The organism is Gimibacter soli (genome assembly GCF_028463845.1).
Taxonomy (GTDB): domain Bacteria; phylum Pseudomonadota; class Alphaproteobacteria; order Sphingomonadales; family Kordiimonadaceae; genus Gimibacter; species Gimibacter soli.
Window position 1 is genome coordinate 489,433 of sequence record NZ_CP116805.1, and the last position, 20,072, is coordinate 509,504.

The following is a 20,072-nucleotide window of genomic DNA, read 5'->3' on the forward strand; positions in this document are numbered from 1 at the left end:
TACCCCTTAGCGCCGGAATGTCTTGATGGTCTTGGCGAGCTCGGCCACATGCTCGGGGTTGGTTTGCGGCACGAAACCATGACCGAGGTTGAAGACATGCGCGCCGCCTGCAAGCCCTTCCAGGATGCGGAGCGTTTCAGCGACCATGCCGCCGCCGCCCGCAACCACATGCCAAGGGTCAAGATTGCCCTGCACCGGCACCATATTCTGGATATCCCGCCCGATTTTCAGCGATACGCCGGTGTCCAGCGACACGGCATTCACGCCGGTTTCGCGGACATATTTCTTGTAAAGGCTGCCGGCAAGGCGCGGGAAACCGATGATCGGCACTTCCTTGTGCTTGGCCCGGATACGCGACACGATGGCGCGGGTCGGCTCGATCACCCAATTGTCGAACGCGGGCTCCGGCAGTGCCGCCGACCAGCTGTCGAAAATCTGCACGGCATCGGCGCCGGCATCGATCTGCGCGATCAGATATTCACTGGTGGCTTCGACCAGCATATCGAGAAGACGGCCGAACAGGCCGGGCTTCGAATAACCCAGAAGCCGCGCGGCCCCATGGTCCTTGCTGCCTGCCCCTTCGACCATATAGGTCGCGACTGTCCACGGCGCCCCGGCAAACCCCAGAAGCGTTACCTCATCGGGCAGGTCCTTCCGGAGCCGCCTGACTGTTTCGTATACGGCACCGACCTTTTCATGAAAGCCCGTCATGCCGATTTTGGAGAAGGTGGCCTCGTCATTGACCGGCGTGAGGCGAGGTCCATGGCCTGTCTCGAACCAAACCTGCTGACCCAATCCGTCGGGCACGACAAGAATGTCCGCAAACAGGATCGCACCGTCCATGCCATAGCGGCGGATCGGCTGCAGGGTCACTTCGGTTGCAAGGTCCGGGCTATAGCAGAAATCCATGAAGGATTTCGATTTGGCCCGCGTCTCCAGATATTCAGGGAGATACCGCCCTGCCTGACGCATGAACCAGAAAGGTACACGGTCGCCCGGATTGTTCTTGAGCGTTTCAAGCAGGAGCCTGGTCATGATGAAGGGACGCCTTTCAATGCGTGTCGAAACTCGAAAACCGGGCGTACCCTATTCAATCTTCTTATATGAATCAAAAATATTGTTGTTGTAGTGGAACCCTGTGAATCCTGTGGATAAGCATTTTTCCACATCTTTATGCACAGTTTTCCACAAGCAGTGCTGGCCGTGGAAAATCTGTGGAAAGATCTGCGGATAAACCGGCGTTTAGGCTGGAATCCGCCGCCCGATTAGGATGGGATTGCGTGGAAAACCTGATTTCCAGCCGGTTTCAACCACCTGTCATCCCGGGTTTTCCGGGCAGTGGATAGACAGCACAAGCTTGCATATAAAGCTGTCGCAAAATGTGGGAATCCGCCCTAGTCTGTTTCTTCACAGTCCGGCCAACAGGTTATCCACAGCTTATCCCAGCGAGTTATACATGAACGATCTGACCGACATGCCGACCGCGCCGTTCCAGGAAGGGGAAAACCCCGGCGAACGGATTTTCCACGTGCATCTGGTGTCGGATTCGACCGGTGAAACGCTTGACGCGACCGTCGGGGCAGCCCTTGTCCAGTTCGAAGGTGTCAGGGTCCAGAAGCATAGCTGGCCGCTTATCCGTTCTGCCATGCAAATGGAACGGCTGATGGAAGATATCCGCGAGGACCCGGGCCTTGTCATGTATACCCTCGTGAACCCGAAAATACGACAGGCGCTGGAGGAAGGTTGTCAGGCCGCAAATCTACCGGTGCTGTCGATCCTTGATCCTGTCATCAATCTTCTTGGCACCTATTTCGGGGTGCAGGCGTCGCACAGCGTCGGCAAGCAGCATATGATGGACGCCAACTATTTCCGCCGTATCGATGCCCTTCACTATACGATGGCGCATGATGACGGCCAGATGACTGAGGAATTGTTCGAGGCCGATATCGTGCTTGTCGGCGTGTCGCGGTCGTCGAAAACGCCTACGAGCATCTATCTCGCCAACAAGGGCTACAAGACGGCGAATGTGCCCTTCGTGCCCGTTGTGCCGATGCCCGAGGAACTGGACCATCTGAAAGATACGTTCGTGATCGGCCTCACCACGAGCCCGGACCGGCTGGTGGCGATCCGTACCAACCGCTTGCGGTCGCTCCATAAGGATGACGATGGCTGCTATACGGACGAGGAGCATATCAAGACCGAAATCGCCGCCTGCCGCCGCTATTGCAGCGAACGGGGCTGGCCGGTCCTTGATGTCACCCGCCGCTCGATCGAGGAATCGGCGGCTGCCATCATCCACAAATATCACGCCTGGCTGGAGGCCCGCCGCGAGGGCAGCGCATGAGCGACGTGACAGGGGTCATCCTGGCATCCGGCAGCAAGACACGCCGGGCCATGTTTGCGGCTGCCGGTGCGGCAGTCGAGGCCGTCCGTCCCCCGGTTGACGAGGAAGCCCTGAAGGATTCCCTGATCGCGGAAGGTGCGTCGCCGCGCGAAATCGCCGATGCGCTTGCCGAACTGAAGGCGGTTGCCGTGTCGGCGCGCCATCCCGGTGCGCTTGTGATTGGCGGTGACCAGGTGCTGGTGCTCGGTGACCGGATCATTTCCAAAGCCAGGGACCGGGCCGATGCCACCGCGAAGCTGAAAGCTCTTTCAGGCAACCGGCACGAGCTGCTCTCGGCGGCGGTTGTGGCCTTGGACGGCCAGCCGATCTGGCGCCATGTCGATAAGGCCCGGCTCGACATGCGGCCACTCAGCGACGCTTTCATTGAAGACTATCTCGACCGGATGGGCGATGTGGCCTTTGAAAGTGCGGGCGCCTATCAGCTTGAAGGGCTCGGCGCCCAGCTTTTCACGCGGGTAGAAGGCGATTATTTCACCATTCTCGGGTTGCCGCTGTTGCCGCTTCTCGATCTTCTCCGCCGTTATGGACAGGTTCCCTTATGAGCGATCATGTATCTTTCGCCGATCTCACGTCAGGGGCGGTTACCGGCACGATTGCCGCAGTGATCGGTCACCCGGTCGGCCATTCGCTGTCCCCGAACCTGCATAATCCGTGGCTCGCGGGCGCCGGTATCGAAGGCCGCTACCGCGCCGTTGACGTGCCGCCGGAAGTGCTGGCTGGCGCCGTACCGGCGTTTCGCGACCTGGGCCTCAAGGGCTTCAATGTCACCGTGCCGCATAAGACGGCAATCATCCCCCACCTTGATGCGCTCGCACCTGTGGCACGCCAGATGGGCGCGGTGAATGTGGTGGCCTTCGATGAGGCCGGCAAGGCAACGGGGTATAACACCGATGGTACCGGCTTCATGGCGCACCTGAAGGCCAGCGTGCCCGATTGGCCGGTGGACCGGCCTGCGCTTGTGATCGGCGCAGGCGGGGCGGCCCGCGCCGCTATCGTCGGGCTTCTTGGTGAGCCGTTGCCCTTTGTGATGATCACGAACCGCAGCCGCGACAAGGCCGAAGCCATTGCCAGCGAGATCGGCCGGGGCCGGGTCACGGTTGTTGACTGGGCGGACCGGCACGCCGCCGTTGGCGGCGCCGGGCTTGTCGCCAACACCACCTCGCTTGGCATGAAGGGCCAACCGCCGCTTGAGCTTGATCTTGCGGCCGCTGCCGCTGATAGCGTCGTCTACGATATCGTCTATCAGCCGCTGATGACGGACCTTCTGACCCGTGCCGAGGCCCGTGGCCTGCGCACGGTCACCGGGCTTGGCATGCTGGTTGAACAGGCCCGCGCCGCCTTCCGCATCTGGTTTGGCCAGTTGCCGGAGGTGCCGGAGGGCCAGATCGCCGAGCTGGAGGCGCGCTTCAGATGATCATCCTTGGCCTCACCGGATCGATCGGTATGGGCAAGTCGGTGACGGCGGATATGTTCCGTGCGCTTGGCGTGCCCGTCCATGATTCCGATGCCGTGGTGCACCGGCTGCAGGCCAAGGACGGCAAGGCGATCCCGGCGATTGCGGCGGCCTTTCCGGGCACGGTCGAGGACGGTGCGCTGGACCGTCAGGCGCTTGGTGCCGCCGTTTTCGGCAACGAGTCGGCCTTGCAGCGCCTGCAGGGCATCATGTTTCCGCTGATCATGGAAGACCGCCGCGATTTCATCGAGGAAGCAACATTGAAAGGCCAGAAGCTGGTTGTCCTTGATGTGCCGCTTCTTTTTGAAACGGGGGGCGACAAGGCCTGCGACAAGGTCGTTGTGGTGACGGCACCCGCCGATGTGCAGCGCCAGCGCGTGCTCGCCCGACCGGGCATGACACCGGAGCGGTTCGAGAAGGTGCTGGCCCACCAGATGCCGGACGCCGAAAAACGCCGCCTCGCCGATTTTCTGATCGACACCAGCCTCGGGATGGCGCATGCCGAGGCGGAAGTGCGCAAGATTGTCGAAAGGTTGACCGCCGAATGAGAGAGATCATCTTCGATACCGAAACCACCGGCTTCGATCCCCTCACCGGGGACCGGGTGATCGAGATCGGATGCGTGGAGATGATCAACAAAAGCCTCACCGGCAACAATTATCACATCTATCTGAACCCGCGCCGCGAAGTGCCGGAATCCGCGGTGCGCGTGCACGGCATCACCACCGCGATGCTGGCCGACAAGCCCTTCTTCGAAGACGTGGTCGATGATTTTCTGGCCTATGTGGGGGATGACAGCATCCTTGTGGCCCACAATGCCGAGTTCGACATGAAATTCATCAACTGGGAGATCGAGAACGCGTCGCGTAAGATCATCTCGCCCAAGCGTTTCAAGGATACACTGGCGATCGCGCGGGTGAAGTTTCCGGGTGCGGGCAACAGCCTTGATGCGCTTTGCAAACGGTTCGGGATCGAAAACGGCCACCGCACCCTGCACGGCGCGCTTCTTGACGCTGAAATCCTCGCGGATGTCTATATCGAGCTTCTGGGGGGGCGTCAGGCCGGGCTTGATCTTTCCGTCACCCGCACCACCACGATGGTGAAGCGCGAACGCGTTTTCCGTGAGGCACGTTCTTTTGCACCGAGCGACGAAGAACTTGCCGCTCACAGTGCGTTTGTCGGCAAGCTCAAGGACGCGATCTGGCTCAAGTGACCTTGGGCTTTGGCTTCTCGCGCAGCAGCAGGACGCCGGTAAAAATCAGGCCGGTCGCCAGAAAATCCGCCAAACCGATATCCTCGCCCGCGATCACCGTGCCGATGAAAAGGGCGACTACCGGCGGCACATAGGTCGCCGAAGCTGCGGTCACCGCGCCTGACGAGGATACCAGATAATAATAGGTGATATAGGCAACGCCGGTGCCCATGAGCCCGAGCCCGACGATAAGGAGGGCCGCCACCGGCTTGTCGTCAAAAATTGCCCCCATCCCCGAAAAATCGGTGATCAGTGCAAGGATCACAAGGCTTGCCGCCAGCTGGTAGGTCGTGAGCGCCGCCGAAGGGATCTGGATGCCCGCCACATATTTGCGCGCATAGACAAACGAGGCACCAAGGCTGACGCTGCCGATCATGATGTAAAGCGCCCCGATGATGTTCCCCTCGCCGATGTCAGCCGCGAAGGGGTCGGCGATCAGGATCACACCCGCGAAGCCCGCCAGGATACCGAGGGCCTTGCGCAGGGTGATCTTCTCGTCCGGCAGGAAGATGGCGGCGATCAGGAAGGCGAACAGGGGGCTTGCCCCTGATAGGGCGCCGGCAATGCCCGATGGCAACAGCGCCACACCTGCCGCAAACCAGCCGAAATAGAAGACGGTGGCAAGGATCGCCATCATGGTGAAATGCAGCGTGTATTTCAGGTGGGCGCGCTTCAGATAGCCCTTGGCGCCGGCATACACAGCGACCGCCAGAAAGCCGAAAAAGACGCGGAAGATCACGATCTGCAGCGGCGAAAGCACGGCAGAGGCGAGCTTCATATAGAAGAAATTGCTGCCCCAGAGGATTCCGAGCGCCCAGAAGGCAATGACCGGCGCATAGCGCATGGCGAGACCTCAAAAACTGATCCGGTGATCAGTCGTAACGCTGGCCTGCCGCGCCGTCCAACCAGATATGGCCGGGGATGCCGTTAGCTCAGCTTTCCTCAGTTGATGCTGTTGAAGAAGCGACCGAGCGGGATACCAACCGGGCAGAAGACATCCTTGCCCTGATCGCAGTCATAGAGGCTGAATGTCGTGATGTCGGCGCGGCCCACAATGTATTTCTTGTGCACGAAACCCATCTCGTCCATCTCGCGGCTGTCGGCGGAGGCATCGCGGTTGTCGCCCATCATGAAATAATGGTCGGCGGGCACCACATAAAGTGGGGTGTTATCAAGCCGGCCGCGGTCGGTGCGTTCGTAAATGCGGTGAACAGTGCCGCCCGGCAGTGTTTCGTCATATTCTTTCACGCGGGTCTCGAAGCCGTTGTAGCTGGTGTAATCCACTTCACCCACGGGGCTGCGCGGCACCTGCACACCGTTGATATAGAGGCGGCCTTCCTTCATCTGGATGCGGTCACCCGGCAGGCCGATGACCCGCTTGATATAATCGGTGTCGCGGTAAGGCAGCGTGAAGACAACCACATCGCCGCGGTCCGGCGCGCTTTCAAACAGGCGCTCCTCGCCGACCGGCGGGTCAAAGGGCAGCGAATACTGATTGTAGCCATAGGCGAATTTCGCCACGAAAATCCGGTCACCAACCTCAAGCGTCGGCTCCATCGAGCCAGATGGAATATGGAAGCTGGCCCAGCCTACCGTTGTGAAAATCACATAGAAGAAGATGATTCCAAGGATGTCCTTGATGAAGGCTTTTGCCTCGTGCGCCATGCAAATATCCGCTTCTTGTCAATCGGTGGGGCGGGGCAGAAGCGCCACCCGGATGTGTTCTGCCAGATAGATAAGCCGCCCTTATCCGGCGTTTCAAGCACGGAATGGTTCTAAAATTTCTCTTTCACCTGCCTTGCGGCGCCGGAAAGCCGCGCCTATATAGGCCCTGAACGGAAAGCGCAGGCCGCTTTCCAGTATCTGCAAAGCCCGGAGAGACCGGACAATCGGCGCCTGATAGGGCCGCGTCCGGCCGGCTGAAAGGGAAGAGGACAAAATGGCAAAAGTAATCGGTATCGACCTCGGCACCACCAACAGCTGCGTCGCCATCATGGACGGCGCCAAGCCGAAGGTTATTGAAAACTCGGAAGGCGCACGCACCACGCCTTCGATGGTCGCTTTCACAAACGAAGACGAGCGTCTCGTCGGTCAGGCTGCAAAGCGCCAGGCGGTGACGAACCCCGTGAACACCCTGTTCGCGATCAAGCGCCTCATTGGCCGCACCTACGACGACCCGACCACCCAGAAAGACAAGGGCATGGTGCCCTACAATATCGTCAAGTCGCCGAACGGCGATGCCTGGGTCGAGGTCAACAGCGAAAAATACAGCCCGAGCCAGATCTCGGCCATGATCCTTCAGAAGATGAAGGAAACGGCTGAAAGCTATCTTGGTGAAGATGTGACGCAGGCGGTGATCACCGTTCCCGCTTACTTCAACGACGCCCAGCGCCAGGCCACCAAAGACGCCGGCAAGATCGCGGGCCTTGAAGTGCTGCGTATCATCAACGAGCCGACGGCAGCCGCCCTCGCCTACGGCCTTGAAAAAGACGACGGCCACACGATCGCAGTCTTCGACCTTGGCGGCGGTACTTTCGACGTATCGGTCCTCGAGATCGGTGACGGCGTGTTTGAAGTGAAGTCGACGAACGGCGATACGTTCCTCGGCGGTGAAGACTTCGACATGCGCCTCGTTGATTATCTCGCTGACGAGTTCAAGAAAGAGAACGGCATCGATCTGCGCACCGACCGCATGGCGCTGCAGCGCCTCAAGGAAGCGGCCGAGAAAGCCAAGATCGAACTGTCGACCGCACAGCAGACCGAAATCAACCTGCCCTTCATCACTGCAGATGCCTCGGGTCCGAAGCACCTTCAGCTGAAGCTGACGCGTGCCAAGCTCGAAAGCCTTGTTGAAGACCTGATCAAGCGTACGCTGGAGCCCTGCAAGAAAGCCCTCAAGGACGCGGGTCTCAAGGCTGGCGATATCCAGGACGTGGTTCTCGTGGGCGGCATGACCCGCATGCCCAAGATCCAGGAAGTTGTGAAGGAATTCTTCGGCCGCGAACCCCACAAGGGTGTGAACCCGGATGAAGTGGTGGCCATGGGTGCTGCCATTCAGGCGGGCGTCCTGCAAGGCGACGTGAAAGACGTTCTCCTTCTCGACGTGACCCCGCTGTCGCTTGGTATCGAAACGCTTGGCGGCGTGTTTACCCGCCTTATCGAGCGCAACACCACGATCCCGACCAAGAAGAGCCAGATCTTCTCGACCGCTGAAGACAACCAGAATGCGGTAACGATCCGGGTCTTCCAGGGCGAGCGCGAAATGGCAGCGGACAACAAGCTCCTCGGCCAGTTCGACCTTCTGGGTATTCCGGCCGCGCCGCGCGGTGTGCCGCAGATCGAGGTAACCTTCGATATCGACGCCAACGGCATCGTGAATGTGTCGGCGAAGGACAAGGGCACCGGCAAGGAACAGCAGATCAAGATCCAGGCGTCGGGCGGCCTTTCGGACGCTGACATCGACAAAATGGTGAAAGACGCTGAAGCCAATGCAGAAGCCGACAAGAAGCGCCGCGAGCTTGTGGAAGTGAAGAACCAGGCGGAAGCCCTTACCCACTCCACCGAGAAGACGCTTTCCGAGAACAAGGACAAGATCGCCGACGCCGACAAGAAGCCGGTTGAAGATGCGATTGCGGCCCTGCGCGGTGTGCTCGATAGCGAAGACGCCGATGCGATCCGCCAGAAAACCGAAGCCCTGGCTCAGGTTGCCATGAAGCTTGGCGAGCAGATCTACAAGGCGGACGCTGAAGGCGGCGCTGCGGCTGGTGGTGCGAAAGCCGCCGGTGCAGACGAAGCCGAAGGCGGCGACGATGTTGTCGATGTGGACTTTGAAGAAGTCGACGAGAACAACAAAAAGTAACAGCACCCTGAATTGAAGGGTGAAAGACAAGGGGCGCTTGCCGGACCATTGCAATAGGCAAGACCTGGCAGCGCCCCATTGCTTTTGACAATACGACCCTTCGGCCAAGACGGAGAAGACCGACGTGGCGAAGCAAGACTATTATGACCTTCTGGGGGTCGGCCGTGATGCCGATGCGGACGCGCTGAAGAAAGCCTTCCGCAAGGCGGCGATGCAATATCACCCTGACCGCAATCCGGGCGATGCGTCGGCCGAACAGAAGTTCAAGGAAATCAACGAAGCCTACGATGTCCTGAAGGACCCCGAGAAGCGCGCGGCTTATGACCGGTACGGTCACGCAGCGTTCGAGGGCGGCATGGGCGGTGGCCCGGGCGGCCATGGCGGCGCCGGCTTCAATGTGAACGACATTTTCGAAGAATTCTTCGGCGATTTCATGGGCGGCGGCGGGCGTGGCTCGCGGCGTGGCGGCGGCGGCAATGGCCGCGGCGCCGACATGCGCTTCAACATGGAAATCAGCCTTGAGGATGCCTACCACGGCAAAACGACGACGATCACGGTACCCAGCAGCGAAGCCTGCGGCCCGTGCGAAGGGTCGGGGGCAGCCCCGGGCACAGCGCCCGAGGTGTGCGACACCTGTAACGGCGCCGGCAAGATCCGCACCACGCAGGGCTTTTTCATGGTGGAACGCACCTGCCCCAAATGCCAGGGCGCGGGCCGTGTGATCACCAAGCCGTGCAAGGCCTGTCACGGCGCCGGCAAGGTGGCGAAGGAAAGCACGCTCGAGGTGAAGATTCCGCAGGGCGTGGAAGACGGCACCCGCATCCGCCTTTCCGGCAAGGGCGAGGCCGGCACGCGCGGGGCACCGCCCGGCGACCTTTACATCTTCCTCAGCGTGAAGCCGCACCCGTTGTTCCGGCGTGACCGCGACATGCTCTATTGCCAGGTCCCGATCCCGCTGACGACCGCGGCATTGGGCGGCACCATCGAGGTGCCCGTGGTGGATGGCAGCCGCGCACGGATCAAGATCCCCGAGGGCACCCAGTCGGGCAAGCAGTTCCGCCTGCGCGGCAAGGGCATGCCGGAGCTGAACGGCGGCTATACCGGCGACATGATCATCGAAACGGTGGTCGAAACCCCGGTCAACCTGTCGAAGCGCCAGCGCGAAATTCTGGAAGAGTTTGCCGATATTTCGGGGGACGATGTCTCGCCCCGCTCGCAAGGCTTTTTCGCTAAGGTCAAAGATCTCTGGGATGATCTGACCGAATAGAAAACGGGAGAATTGCCATGAAACTTGCGCCGGTCCTGCTTCTTATGATGCTGTCGGCGTGTGCCGTGGCCGATCCTTCCGTTTCAACCAGCGAAACAGCCCCCGGATTCTTCTGGGGGCTTCTTCATGGCTTCATCGCGCCCTTTGCCTTCATCGGCAGCCTGTTTTCCGACGATATCGCCGTTTACAGCGTGCCCAACAGCGGCGGCTGGTATGATGCCGGTTTCATCATCGGCTTCCTGTCGATGGCAGGGGGCGGCGGGAAGGCGTCCCGGCGCAAGGGCTGATCTCAGGCGAGATAGCCCGCCACCAGCCTGATCATTTCATCGACCAGCACTTCGGCGCGGGCTTCGTCCTGCTCCTCGATGGCCTGATCGGTCAGCACAGAAATTGCGGCCGTCAAGGTGCGGACCTGCGCTTCCAGCCGGTCGGCCGGCGGAGTGCGGTCGGTTTTGGCCAGTGCTTCGCGGATCAGCCGGTCCAGCCAGCTGCCGGGCTTCGGGATCGTGTTCCACAGCGGCTGGGTGCTGTTTTCATAGCGTGTCAACCGGCGGAAGGTCGGGTGGGCGCGGGCCGCAGCCCAGAAGCTTTTGATCAGATGACGGTTGGTGACGCTCCAGTCCGAATGCTCGCCGATGCGCTGCAGTTCGTTCGCCACCACCTGCATCACCTCGTCATGGGCGCGCTCGCGCAGCACCTCGAGGATCGAATCAAGGCTTTCGAAATACTGGTAAACCGAGCCCACCGGCACACCCGCCTCGCGCGCGATGGCGGTGGTGGAAAGGGCAGCGGTTTCTGCCTCCGGGGATGCCACCAGCAGCCGTTCTGTTGCTTCGATCAGGGCATTGACCCGGGCTTTGGCGCGAGCCTGCCGGGGTTCCTTGCGGATAGCGGTGCGCGTTGTCACCTGTTTTCCTTCTTGTTGCGCTGCCCACTGTATGGGGTGCGACATGCCGCCAGTCTAGCCAAATCGGCAAAAAATGAAATCGTTTCATCTTTTTCTTGACGGACCGGTCCAGAATAGGCAGCCTTGACGCATCGGACATCGGGCTCCGGCGGGATCATGCCGGGGGGCGTGTTTATTTGTGCGACGAGGGGACCCATGAACATCATTTTCAAATCGGCGGCGGTAGCCCTGTGCCTTGGCACCAGCGCGCTCGCCTGGGCGCAGGCGGAAACCGAAACGGCGCCGGCAGCAACAGAAGAAGCGGCGATGGCGGACAATGTGATCCGCGTCGTTCCCGGCGAAAACGCCCAGGAAGACATTCAGGAAGCCCTGATCCTTGCCGAACCGGGCAGCGTGATCGAGCTTGGTGCCGGCATTTATAACCTGACGGGCGCCTTGTCGCTTGACGTGCCGAACATCACGCTGCGTGGTGCGGGCATGGATCAGACGATCCTGTCGTTCAAGGGCCAGACGACCGGCTCCGAAGGCCTGCTCGTCACCGCGGGTGGCGCCTGGATCGAAAATCTGGCGATCGAGGACACTCCCGGCGACGGTATCAAGGCCAAGGGTGTTGACCAGATCACCTTCAAGGATGTCCGCGTTGAATGGACCCGCGGGCCCAACGCCGAAAACGGCGCTTACGGCCTGTATCCGGTGGAATCGAAGAATGTGCTGATCGACGGCGCGGTCGTGCGCGGTGCGTCAGACGCCGGCATTTACGTGGGCCAAAGCCAGCAGATCATCGTGCGCAACAGCCGCGCCGAGTTCAATGTGGCGGGTATCGAGATCGAAAACTGCTATTTCGCCGATGTTTACGACAATGTTGCCACGCGCAACACCGGCGGCATCCTGATCTTCGACATGCCGAACCTGCCCCAGAAGGGCGGCCATTCGATCCGCATTTACAATAACAAGTCGTTTGCCAACGACACCGCCAACTTCGCCCCTCCGGGCAACGTAGTGGGCAGCGTGCCGCGCGGTACTGGCCTCATCGTGATGGCGAACCACGATGTCGAGGTTTATGACAACGAGTTTTACGACAATGCCTCGATCAACGTGTCGGTGAACGCTTATCAGCGCGATTACAACGACCCGGAATTCGACCCGCTGCCGCGCAACATCTATATCCACGATAACACCTATGGCCGCGCGGGCTGGGACCCGGACAAGGCGGTCAAGGATCTGGTGGCACCGCTCACCGGCACGCCGATCCCCGATATCGTCTGGGATGGTGCTGTGGATGGCATCTGGGCCGCTTTCTTCGGCGCTGACGAAGGCAAGGGCGTCTATGTGAAGGAAGCGGCTACCGTGAAGGTCGCGAACCTCAATGTGGTGCGTGACATGATCCTGCCGTGGGATGTGTCGCCGACCTTCGAGCTTGAGGAATATCAAGGGACCCTGCCGCCGCGTGACGCGGTCAAGCTGCCGCAGGACAAGTGATGAAGGCGGGGTCTGCCCTGTCCGGCAGGCCCTGTTTTCAGCGAGTAGGGATGTGAAGAGGAACGCGTAATGAGGCGTCTTTTCGGGCTTTTGACGGTGATTTCAGCGATGTTCGCGCTTTCGGGCGCGGCGGCTGCCGTCAATGACGCCGTGTTGATGGCAAAGCGCCCGGCAAAGCTTCTGTCGGACTATGGCCTTTTTGCCGACGGGGCGGCGCAGGTGCCGGGCGAACGGGTGGTGGCCTATGACCTGATCAGCCCGCTGTTCACCGATTATGCCCACAAGTTCCGCTTCATCTATGTGCCTGAAGGCAAGACGGCGGCCTATGACGACACGGAAGTCCTTGATTTCCCGGTCGGCAGCGCGCTTGTCAAAACCTTTGCCTATCCCGCCGATTTCCGCAAACCGGACGACAATATCCGCCTGCTTGAAACCCGCCTCCTGATCCATCAGGCCGAAGGCTGGGTCACTTGGGCCTATGTCTGGAACGAGGACCAGTCGGACGCCGTTTTGAAGGTCGCGGGCGCTACCATCCCGGTCAGCTGGACGGACGAAAGCGGCGCCCCGCGCAGCATCCAGTATGTGGTGCCGAACAAGAACCAGTGCAAAGGCTGCCATGTGTTCGACAAGGCGGTTTCACCGATTGGCCCCAAGGCGCGGAACATGAACCGCGATAATGTTTATGCCGGTAACACGCAGAACCAGCTGGCACATCTTGCAGCCATCGGCTTCCTGACCGGCGCACCGTCGCCTGATCAGGCCCCGCGCGTCCCGGCACCGGATGACGCAGCGGCAAGCCTTGATGCGCGGGCACGGGCCTATCTTGATGTGAACTGTGCGCATTGCCACCGCATGGAAGGGCCGGCCTCCACCTCGGGGCTGTTCCTCATTTACGGCGAAACACGCATGAACCAGGTGGGGCTGAAAAAGCGCCCCGTGGCGGCCGGCCGCGGCTCCGGTAACCTCGCCTATGACATTGATCCCGGTCATGCCGACCGGTCCATCATTCCGTTCCGTATGGAATCGGTCGATCCGGGTGTGATGATGCCCGAGCTCGGACGAACCGTCGCCCATGCGGAGGGGGTTAAACTGATTTCCGACTGGATCAACAGTATGAAGGAATAGGCCTATCCGCTTCATAGATCCGGGGGGAATGAATAAAGGGCTTGCAGGCATATGGCTGCAAGCCCTTGTGGCCGTTCTGAGAACGGTTTGGCTAGGGAAAAGGGGCGGCAATTGAACAAGCAGCCCCGTAAAAAGGAAGCGGAGGGGAAACGCATGCTTTCCACGGATGTCATTGCCCGGCTTTTGGCGGGCGCAAGTGTAGCCACCATGATCGGCTCCCAAGCTGCGGTAGCGCAGGAGGAGCAGGATGTCTTCGGCCTTGAAGAGATCGTCATCACGGCCCAGAAACGCGAACAGTCGGCACAGGATGTGCCGATTTCACTGAATGCCTTTTCGGGTGAATTCCTTGATATCGTTGCGGCCGAGGACATGCGTGACCTCGTCGCCTATACGCCGGGCCTTGAGATCGGCACCAGCGTCACCCAGCCTTCCTTCCAGATCCGCGGCGTGCAGACCTCCGACTTCGGTGTGGGCACCGATCCAGCGGTCGGCCTTTATGTGGACGGCGTTTACGCGGCACGCTCGGGTGCTGCCATCGTCTTCTTCTCGGATATCGAGCGGGTTGAAGTACTGAAAGGCCCGCAGGGCACGCTCTTTGGCCGCAACACGGCGGCTGGCGCCATTTCGATCATCACCAAGAAACCGGTGATGAACGAAACTGAAGGCAAGGTGAAGCTGCGGTATGGCCGGTTCGACAAGCAGCAGCTTGATGCGATGATCAACCTGCCGATCACCGAAACGCTGGCCCTTCGCGCCAACCTCCTTGTCAACAATCAGGACGGCTATGTGAAGGATGCGCTCACCGGCGAAGATTACGGCCGCGAGAATAACGACACAGGCCGTGTCCAGCTGCGCTGGGAGCCCTCTCCGCAGACCTCTGTCAACCTTGCCTACGAGTTCGATCGTACCCGGCAGGACGAGAATCCGCCGATCATCGGCGTTTCGAATGGCGGTTATCGGTATAACCCGAGCGCCGATACGCTCGGCGACATTCCGGGACAGGGCGATGTGCTTGTTGGCATCGCACCGCTCCTCGGGCTTCCTTTCACGCGCGATACACCGCTATCGGCACTTGATGCTGTGCCCCTTGGTGCCATCTATGCCGGCTTCGCGCCGTTCGGCTATGTGCCGAGCAACCCGGGTGCCTCGTGGAACTTCTTCAAGCCTGCGACCTCGGTAGGCGGGGCCGATCCCTTGGGGCCGCTCGCCAGCGACATTCATAACGGCGCCGAGAACCGCAACCTTTACGGGGTGAACCTGACGATCACCCATGATTTCGAATGGGCGACGCTCACTTCGGTCTCGGCTTTCAAGAAGTTCAGCACCAATAACCTGCAGGACGAGGACGGCACCGCCGACCCCACCTTCTATTTCGATACGGACAATATCGAGGACAACAAGCATTTCTATCAGGAACTGCGCCTCAACGGCGTCAGTGGCCCGCTGACCTGGACGGCAGGCGTTTCCTTCTTCAAGGAACGCGCCGAGCAGGCTTCGGCCACGCACGGCACCACAGATTCGATCGACAATACGCTCTATAACGTCGGCGCTACGCCCGGTGCGCTCGCCTTCGCGTTCGATCCGACCGACGGTTTCAATGCGTGCGACAGCCTGATGCTCGACAGCTTTGGCGGGTTCGTCAGCCTCCTGAACGATGTGCCGCTTTCCTGCTTCGATCCGTCACTGCCCGGTGCATCGCTCGAGCAGCTTGCCCAGACGTTCGGCACCACCATGTTCGGCCGCACCTGGGAAGAAACCATGTATGGTGTCGGTCGCAACTCGGCGTATGCGGCCTATGCAGACGCCACCTATGCCCTGACCGACCGGCTGAACCTTACGGCGGGCATCCGCTTCACCCACGACAAGAAATCGTGGGAATGGTTCAACGGTGCACGCACCATCTCGGGCTATGACGAGCTGACCATCCCGGCCATCGGCATGAATCTCGCCGATGTTCACCAGATGCTCCTCGCCAGTATCCTTGGCGGCAACGGTGACCTCGTGTTCAACCAAAGCCTTGAAGGCCAAGAGTTCGAGCGCAAGGACAGCTGGAACAACCTCAGCCCGCGGGTTGTGGTGGACTATAAACTGACCGACGACTTCATGGTCTTTGCCTCTTACGCCAATGGCTACAAGGCGGGCGGCTTCAACTCGGTCGAGGTGAACAGTTATTTCGACAACGAAAAAGTCTGGAACATCGAGGGCGGCTTCAAGTCGGAATGGTTCGACCGCACGCTGCGTTTCAATGCGGCCGTATGGCATTATCGCTATGACGACCGGCAGTCGATCCGCCTGACCACGGTCGATGGCTCGAACGTACCGCAATATGTCACCCAGACGACCGATACCTCGGGCAAGGGTATCGATCTTGAATTGCTGTGGGTGCCGGTTGAAGGTATGCGCCTCTTTGCCAACGCCGGCTTCCAGGACATCACCTGCAAATCGAACTGCGGCGATGACGACACGTCGGACGGCGATGATGATCCCTTCATCGGCGAACCGACCGGTGTGCCCTCCACCCGCATCTCGTTCGGCGGCATGTACCGGTTCGATCTCGGCACCCGTGGTTTCCTCGATTTCCATGTAGCTCATAGCTACAGTTCGGCAAATCGCGAGAACCAGCTTTGCCGTAATGCCGGCTCGTGCGGCATTGTCACGGTGGGTGATGTGACCTGGGAAACCGGTGTGGCCGAAAACTACACCGATGCCCGGATCACCTGGTCGACCGAAGACGAGAACTTCAGCCTGTCGGTCTTCGCCAACAATATCTTCAGCAATCGCTATCTTGGCGGCGCCGGTGGTCTTGTTGTCGATACGATGGGGGCCCCGCGGACCGAAATCCGGATGCCCGGTATCTGGGGCATCGATCTGACCGCGCGCTTCTGAGGCGCCGACACCAGCTTTACGGGAAGGCCGGGTTCGCCCGGCCTTTTCTTTTGCCCGTCACTTTGCTAGGGCTTCTGCACCGGATGAAAGGAAATGCGATGGCGGAACAGGCGCTGAGGGTCGGCATCATCGGATGCATGGGCCGCATGGGACAGGCGGTTGCCGCCGTGGTGACAGCTGCGGACGGGCTCGTGCTCGCGGGCGGTATCGACCGGGCTGGCAATCCGGGCCAGCGACTTGCCGGTACGGGCGCGCCCATCGTTGCCGATATTGCGGGCCTTTTCGAAATTTCGGACGTGGTGATCGATTTTTCGGCGCCCGGCTCCACCGCCGCGCATGCCGAAGCGGCGACAGTGGCGGCAACGGCCCTTGTCGTCGGCACGACGGGGCTCACGGCCAGTGATCATGCGGCCCTTGATGCAGCGGGCAAATCGACGGCTATCGTCCAGGCTGGCAATTTCTCGCTCGGCGTCAATCTCCTGATGGCGCTCACGGAAGAAGCCGCCCGGGTGCTGGGCGATGACTGGGATATCGATATTCTTGAAATGCACCACCGTCACAAGGTGGACGCACCTTCTGGCACAGCGCTGATGCTGGGGGAAGCTGCTGCCAAGGGTCGCGGTGTTGATCTGGATACGGTCGCCTGCAAGGCGCGTGACGGGGTGATCGGCGAACGGCCTGTTGGCGAAATCGGCTTTGCAACCCTCCGGGGCGGCGCTGTGATCGGCGAACATGAAGTCATTTTTGCATCGGATAGTGAACGGCTCGTCCTGTCGCACAAGGCTGAAAATCGCAGCCTTTTCGCCAAGGGTGCCGTGGTGGCAGCTCGTTTCGCCGCGACTGTCCCGGCAGGGCGTTATTCGATGCAGGATGTGCTGAAGCTGCAGCTCGGGGGCCAATGATGGGTGGAATGACGGGTGACAAGCTTTCCGATCTTGGCCGTCAGATGCGCCTCAATGCCGCCGGTAAAAAGCTGGCGAGCGGTGATATGCCCGCCGCCTTTGCCGACTATCTGGCCCTCGCGCGCGAGGGCTATGCACCGGCCCAGCATGTGACGGCCCTTTGCCTCGGCTCCGAGGATATGCCGGACGAGGCCCTTGGCGAGGAAGCACAGGACTGGGAGCGCGACGTGGAAGCGGCTGCGTGGGATTGTATCTCGGTCCGGAACGGTTTTGATGGGGCGGGTTTGATTTTCAAGCAGGCGGCCCTCGACCCCGAATGGCACGCCGCGATGGAAGCCCGCGTTGACGAACTGGCGGCCGAGTTCCCGGCGGCCGTGCAGGATACTTTGCCGGACGAAGACGATGACTGACGATCAGTCCGATGAGGCATGCTATGACCGCCATATGGCTGCGACCGAAATGCTCCGTGCCGGCGCCTTTGCAGAGGCTTTTGCTGAATTTCTGACGCTCGCCCGGGCAGGATATGCGCCTTCCCAGCATCTGGTGGGGCTTTGCTTCGCGTCTTCAGACATGCCCGACGAAGCCCTTGGCAAGGAAGGGGAAGGCCGGGACCGCGAGGTGGAAGCGGCGGCCTGGGATTACCTTTCGGTCCTGAACAAGTTCAAAGGCGCCGGGCTGATTTTCAGGCAGGCGATCCTGGACCCTGAATGGCGTGCAGCAATGAATGCCCGGAGGGATGAACTGGAGGCAGAGTTTCCGTCAACCATGCGGGAAGTCCGCCCTGAGGACGACTAGACCTAGCGCCGCTGCCACGCCTCCAGCGCTTCTCGGATTTCAGCGGCAAGGTCGCGCCGTTCGGCAGGGTTCAGATAGGCGCCAAGGCTCACCGTTTGCTGGTGGGTTGTGATGGTCAGCTCGGTGCCGCCGCGGTCGTCTTCCAGAAGCTTCACCTTGGCCCAGTAGGGCTCCAGCCGCCAGCTTTCGCGTCGTCCGTTCGGGTAGCGCCGCTCCACCAGAAGATCGGTATCCGTCAGGCGGACCGTTTCGGTCAGCCGGGCGCGGCGGTAGCTGATGGTGAAGGCAAGCCAGATGGCAAAAATGTCGGCAGCCACGAACAGCACGACAGGCCACGCCCCCACGAACAGGAAGCGCAGGGCGGCAAGCCCGGTGATGCCGCCAATCACCCACATCAGGCGCTTGAAATGTCGCCGGCTCAGTGACCGGTGGGGATAAACGATCAGGTCCAGATGGGCCCGGCCCGTCACAACCGGTCGCCGGAGAGGAGCTTCGGCAGCGTGCCGACCGTGCCGCGCGCGTGCGCCATGAAGAAATTCCTCAGGGGCGGGATGCGGTCGACCACCGCAAGGCCAAGGTCGCGGGCGATACGAACGGGTGCGATATCGTTCGAGAACAGACGGTTCAGCACGTCGGTGACGCCCGCAAGGGTCACATTGTCGAACTCGCGCCAACGGGCGTAGCGGTCAAGCACCGCGCCCGATCCGATATCGAGCCCGGCCCGGGCAGCATCAACAATCACCTCGATCAGGGCGGCCACATCGCGCAGGCCCATATTGAGGCCCTGACCCGCAATCGGGTGGATGCCGTGGGCGGCGTCCCCCACCAGTGCAAGTCGCGTGTCGGTATAGCGGTCAGCGAACTGCAGGGTCAGCGGATAGCACCAGCGCCCGCCAATCACCTTCACCTTGCCCAGAAAATCGCCGCAGCGGCGCTGCACTTCGGCCTCGAAGGCGCGCGGCGAAAGGCCCATCACCGTGTCGGCCAGATGCTGCTTTTCGGTCCAGACAAGCGAGGAACGATTGCCGGTCAGTGGCAGGATCGCAAAGGGTCCGGACGGCAGGAAACGCTCATGCGCCACACCGCCATGCGGAAGCTCATGCTCGATCGAGCAGACGATACCAACCTGATCGTAACCCCATTCGGTTGCCGTGATGCCGGCTGCCCGCCGTGCCTGGCTGGCACGCCCGTCGATCCCGAGGAGGAGGCGGGCACTGATCGTGTTGCCGTCGGCGAGGGTCAGGCGGACGGTGGCTGCATCGCGCTCGATTTCGGTGACACTTGCGGGTGCCAGATGGCGCAGGTTCGGCAATTCCTTGGCGCGGGCATGAAGCGCCAGCCGCATGTGGCGGTTTTCAACCATCTCGCCAAGCGGTCCGGCGCCGAGGTCGCGGTGGTCAAAATGCAGATGCATCAGCGACGGGCCGTCCGACACGCGGATTTCCTTGATCGGCTGGTGGCGGCCTTCAAGATGGTCCCACACGCCGATGGCTTTCAGAAGATTGCAGCTGGCATAGGCGATGGCACTTGAGCGCCCGTCGAAGCTTTCGAGCGTCTGGTCGCCCGGCTCGCCCCTGTCGATCACGGTCACATCAAGGCCGTGCGCCGCGAGCCCGATGCCCGCCGCAAGACCCGCGAGGCCCCCACCAAGGATGGCGATATCGGTCGTCTGATCGTGTGGCATGGCGCGGGCTCCTCTCTCCCTTCTGCTCTACGCCCTTGGGGGCTTGCTGTCCAGCATGG

At 60.9% G+C, this 20,072-nt stretch carries 20 protein-coding genes; 14 read left to right on the top strand and 6 right to left on the bottom strand.

Annotated features, from left to right (window positions below; translation table 11 throughout):
* Positions 1-6: 6 nt before the first annotated feature.
* Positions 7-1,035 (bottom strand): uroporphyrinogen decarboxylase, encoded by a 1,029-nt coding sequence (hemE, locus tag PH603_RS02325; RefSeq protein WP_289504312.1) that lies wholly within the window; start codon positions 1,033-1,035, stop codon positions 7-9.
* Between the two features lie 439 nt (positions 1,036-1,474).
* Between hemE and PH603_RS02330 the strand changes: the two genes are divergently transcribed.
* From PH603_RS02330 to dnaQ, 5 genes are read left to right on the top strand one after another with little or no spacing between them, the layout of a single operon-like run.
* Positions 1,475-2,344 (top strand): pyruvate, water dikinase regulatory protein, encoded by an 870-nt coding sequence (locus tag PH603_RS02330; RefSeq protein ID WP_353507439.1) that lies wholly within the window; start codon positions 1,475-1,477, stop codon positions 2,342-2,344.
* A complete protein-coding gene (locus tag PH603_RS02335; RefSeq protein WP_289504314.1) occupies positions 2,341-2,946 on the top strand; it encodes a Maf family protein in 606 nt (201 codons plus the stop codon). The genes PH603_RS02330 and PH603_RS02335 overlap by 4 nt, the downstream gene beginning before the upstream one ends.
* Positions 2,943-3,818 carry a shikimate dehydrogenase gene (gene aroE / locus PH603_RS02340; RefSeq protein WP_289504315.1) on the top strand — a complete coding sequence of 292 codons (876 nt, stop codon included), beginning with the start codon at positions 2,943-2,945 and terminating at the stop codon, positions 3,816-3,818. Before PH603_RS02335 ends, aroE begins: the two co-directional genes overlap by 4 nt.
* Positions 3,815-4,405 (top strand): dephospho-CoA kinase, encoded by a 591-nt coding sequence (gene coaE / locus PH603_RS02345; protein ID WP_289504316.1) that lies wholly within the window; start codon positions 3,815-3,817, stop codon positions 4,403-4,405. Before aroE ends, coaE begins: the two co-directional genes overlap by 4 nt.
* Positions 4,402-5,070: a DNA polymerase III subunit epsilon gene (gene dnaQ / locus PH603_RS02350; RefSeq protein WP_289504317.1), complete on the top strand. Its 669-nt coding sequence runs from the start codon at positions 4,402-4,404 to the stop codon at positions 5,068-5,070. Before coaE ends, dnaQ begins: the two co-directional genes overlap by 4 nt.
* On the opposite strand, the gene PH603_RS02355 is transcribed toward dnaQ, so the two are convergent.
* Together PH603_RS02355 and lepB are read right to left on the bottom strand one after the other, a co-directional pair.
* Positions 5,063-5,953, bottom strand: coding sequence for a DMT family transporter (locus PH603_RS02355; protein ID WP_289504318.1), 891 nt, complete (start codon positions 5,951-5,953; stop codon positions 5,063-5,065). The genes dnaQ and PH603_RS02355 overlap by 8 nt on opposite strands.
* A gap of 98 nt (positions 5,954-6,051) precedes the next feature.
* Positions 6,052-6,774, bottom strand: coding sequence for a signal peptidase I (gene lepB, locus PH603_RS02360; RefSeq protein WP_289504319.1), 723 nt, complete (start codon positions 6,772-6,774; stop codon positions 6,052-6,054).
* A gap of 274 nt (positions 6,775-7,048) precedes the next feature.
* On the opposite strand from lepB, the gene dnaK reads away from it, so the two are divergent.
* From dnaK to PH603_RS02375, 3 genes are all read left to right on the top strand, one after another.
* Positions 7,049-8,968: a molecular chaperone DnaK gene (dnaK, locus tag PH603_RS02365; RefSeq protein ID WP_289504320.1), complete on the top strand. Its 1,920-nt coding sequence runs from the start codon at positions 7,049-7,051 to the stop codon at positions 8,966-8,968.
* A gap of 124 nt (positions 8,969-9,092) precedes the next feature.
* Positions 9,093-10,235: a molecular chaperone DnaJ gene (gene dnaJ / locus PH603_RS02370; protein WP_289504321.1), complete on the top strand. Its 1,143-nt coding sequence runs from the start codon at positions 9,093-9,095 to the stop codon at positions 10,233-10,235.
* Between the two features lie 17 nt (positions 10,236-10,252).
* Positions 10,253-10,522: a hypothetical protein gene (locus tag PH603_RS02375; protein WP_289504322.1), complete on the top strand. Its 270-nt coding sequence runs from the start codon at positions 10,253-10,255 to the stop codon at positions 10,520-10,522.
* A gap of 2 nt (positions 10,523-10,524) precedes the next feature.
* Here the strand turns inward: PH603_RS02375 and PH603_RS02380 are convergent, their stop codons facing one another.
* Complete coding sequence (locus PH603_RS02380) at positions 10,525-11,142, bottom strand: TetR/AcrR family transcriptional regulator (RefSeq protein ID WP_289504323.1); 618 nt, start codon at positions 11,140-11,142, stop codon at positions 10,525-10,527.
* A gap of 195 nt (positions 11,143-11,337) precedes the next feature.
* On the opposite strand from PH603_RS02380, the gene PH603_RS02385 reads away from it, so the two are divergent.
* The 6 genes from PH603_RS02385 (at position 11,338) to PH603_RS02410 (ending at position 18,329) form a co-directional block, all read left to right on the top strand.
* Complete coding sequence (locus tag PH603_RS02385; protein WP_289504324.1) at positions 11,338-12,621, top strand: parallel beta-helix domain-containing protein; 1,284 nt, start codon at positions 11,338-11,340, stop codon at positions 12,619-12,621.
* Positions 12,622-12,690: 69 nt separating this feature from the next.
* On the top strand, positions 12,691-13,746 hold the full coding sequence (locus PH603_RS02390) for an SO2930 family diheme c-type cytochrome (RefSeq protein WP_289504325.1): 1,056 nt from the start codon (positions 12,691-12,693) through the stop codon (positions 13,744-13,746).
* A gap of 153 nt (positions 13,747-13,899) precedes the next feature.
* The gene (locus PH603_RS02395; RefSeq protein ID WP_289504326.1) at positions 13,900-16,632 is read left to right on the top strand and encodes a TonB-dependent receptor; all 2,733 of its coding nucleotides are present in this window, start codon (positions 13,900-13,902) and stop codon (positions 16,630-16,632) included.
* Between the two features lie 98 nt (positions 16,633-16,730).
* Positions 16,731-17,534 (top strand): 4-hydroxy-tetrahydrodipicolinate reductase, encoded by an 804-nt coding sequence (gene dapB, locus PH603_RS02400; RefSeq protein WP_289504327.1) that lies wholly within the window; start codon positions 16,731-16,733, stop codon positions 17,532-17,534.
* Positions 17,534-17,944, top strand: coding sequence for a hypothetical protein (locus tag PH603_RS02405; protein ID WP_289504328.1), 411 nt, complete (start codon positions 17,534-17,536; stop codon positions 17,942-17,944). Before dapB ends, PH603_RS02405 begins: the two co-directional genes overlap by 1 nt.
* A complete protein-coding gene (locus PH603_RS02410; protein WP_289504329.1) occupies positions 17,937-18,329 on the top strand; it encodes a hypothetical protein in 393 nt (130 codons plus the stop codon). The genes PH603_RS02405 and PH603_RS02410 overlap by 8 nt, the downstream gene beginning before the upstream one ends.
* Positions 18,330-18,331: 2 nt before the next feature.
* Here PH603_RS02410 and PH603_RS02415 read toward each other — a convergent pair whose 3' ends face one another.
* Together PH603_RS02415 and PH603_RS02420 are read right to left on the bottom strand one after the other, a co-directional pair.
* The gene (locus PH603_RS02415; protein WP_289504330.1) at positions 18,332-18,799 is read right to left on the bottom strand and encodes a DUF2244 domain-containing protein; all 468 of its coding nucleotides are present in this window, start codon (positions 18,797-18,799) and stop codon (positions 18,332-18,334) included.
* On the bottom strand, positions 18,796-20,013 hold the full coding sequence (locus PH603_RS02420; protein WP_289504331.1) for a UbiH/UbiF/VisC/COQ6 family ubiquinone biosynthesis hydroxylase: 1,218 nt from the start codon (positions 20,011-20,013) through the stop codon (positions 18,796-18,798). The genes PH603_RS02415 and PH603_RS02420 overlap by 4 nt, the downstream gene beginning before the upstream one ends.
* Positions 20,014-20,072 lie beyond the last annotated feature (59 nt).

Coding starts and splice junctions, on each gene's coding strand:
- PH603_RS02405 (WP_289504328.1), top strand. CDS start 17,534: ATGGGTGGAATGACGGGTGACAAGCTTTCCGATCTTGGCCGTCAGATG.
- dnaQ (WP_289504317.1), top strand. CDS start 4,402: ATGAGAGAGATCATCTTCGATACCGAAACCACCGGCTTCGATCCCCTC.
- PH603_RS02395 (WP_289504326.1), top strand. CDS start 13,900: ATGCTTTCCACGGATGTCATTGCCCGGCTTTTGGCGGGCGCAAGTGTA.
- dapB (WP_289504327.1), top strand. CDS start 16,731: ATGGCGGAACAGGCGCTGAGGGTCGGCATCATCGGATGCATGGGCCGC.
- PH603_RS02420 (WP_289504331.1), bottom strand. CDS start 20,013: ATGCCACACGATCAGACGACCGATATCGCCATCCTTGGTGGGGGCCTC.
- PH603_RS02375 (WP_289504322.1), top strand. CDS start 10,253: ATGAAACTTGCGCCGGTCCTGCTTCTTATGATGCTGTCGGCGTGTGCC.
- PH603_RS02330 (WP_353507439.1), top strand. CDS start 1,475: ATGCCGACCGCGCCGTTCCAGGAAGGGGAAAACCCCGGCGAACGGATT.
- PH603_RS02355 (WP_289504318.1), bottom strand. CDS start 5,953: ATGCGCTATGCGCCGGTCATTGCCTTCTGGGCGCTCGGAATCCTCTGG.
- PH603_RS02385 (WP_289504324.1), top strand. CDS start 11,338: ATGAACATCATTTTCAAATCGGCGGCGGTAGCCCTGTGCCTTGGCACC.
- PH603_RS02335 (WP_289504314.1), top strand. CDS start 2,341: ATGAGCGACGTGACAGGGGTCATCCTGGCATCCGGCAGCAAGACACGC.
- coaE (WP_289504316.1), top strand. CDS start 3,815: ATGATCATCCTTGGCCTCACCGGATCGATCGGTATGGGCAAGTCGGTG.
- lepB (WP_289504319.1), bottom strand. CDS start 6,774: ATGGCGCACGAGGCAAAAGCCTTCATCAAGGACATCCTTGGAATCATC.
- dnaK (WP_289504320.1), top strand. CDS start 7,049: ATGGCAAAAGTAATCGGTATCGACCTCGGCACCACCAACAGCTGCGTC.
- aroE (WP_289504315.1), top strand. CDS start 2,943: ATGAGCGATCATGTATCTTTCGCCGATCTCACGTCAGGGGCGGTTACC.
- PH603_RS02410 (WP_289504329.1), top strand. CDS start 17,937: ATGACTGACGATCAGTCCGATGAGGCATGCTATGACCGCCATATGGCT.
- hemE (WP_289504312.1), bottom strand. CDS start 1,035: ATGACCAGGCTCCTGCTTGAAACGCTCAAGAACAATCCGGGCGACCGT.
- PH603_RS02390 (WP_289504325.1), top strand. CDS start 12,691: ATGAGGCGTCTTTTCGGGCTTTTGACGGTGATTTCAGCGATGTTCGCG.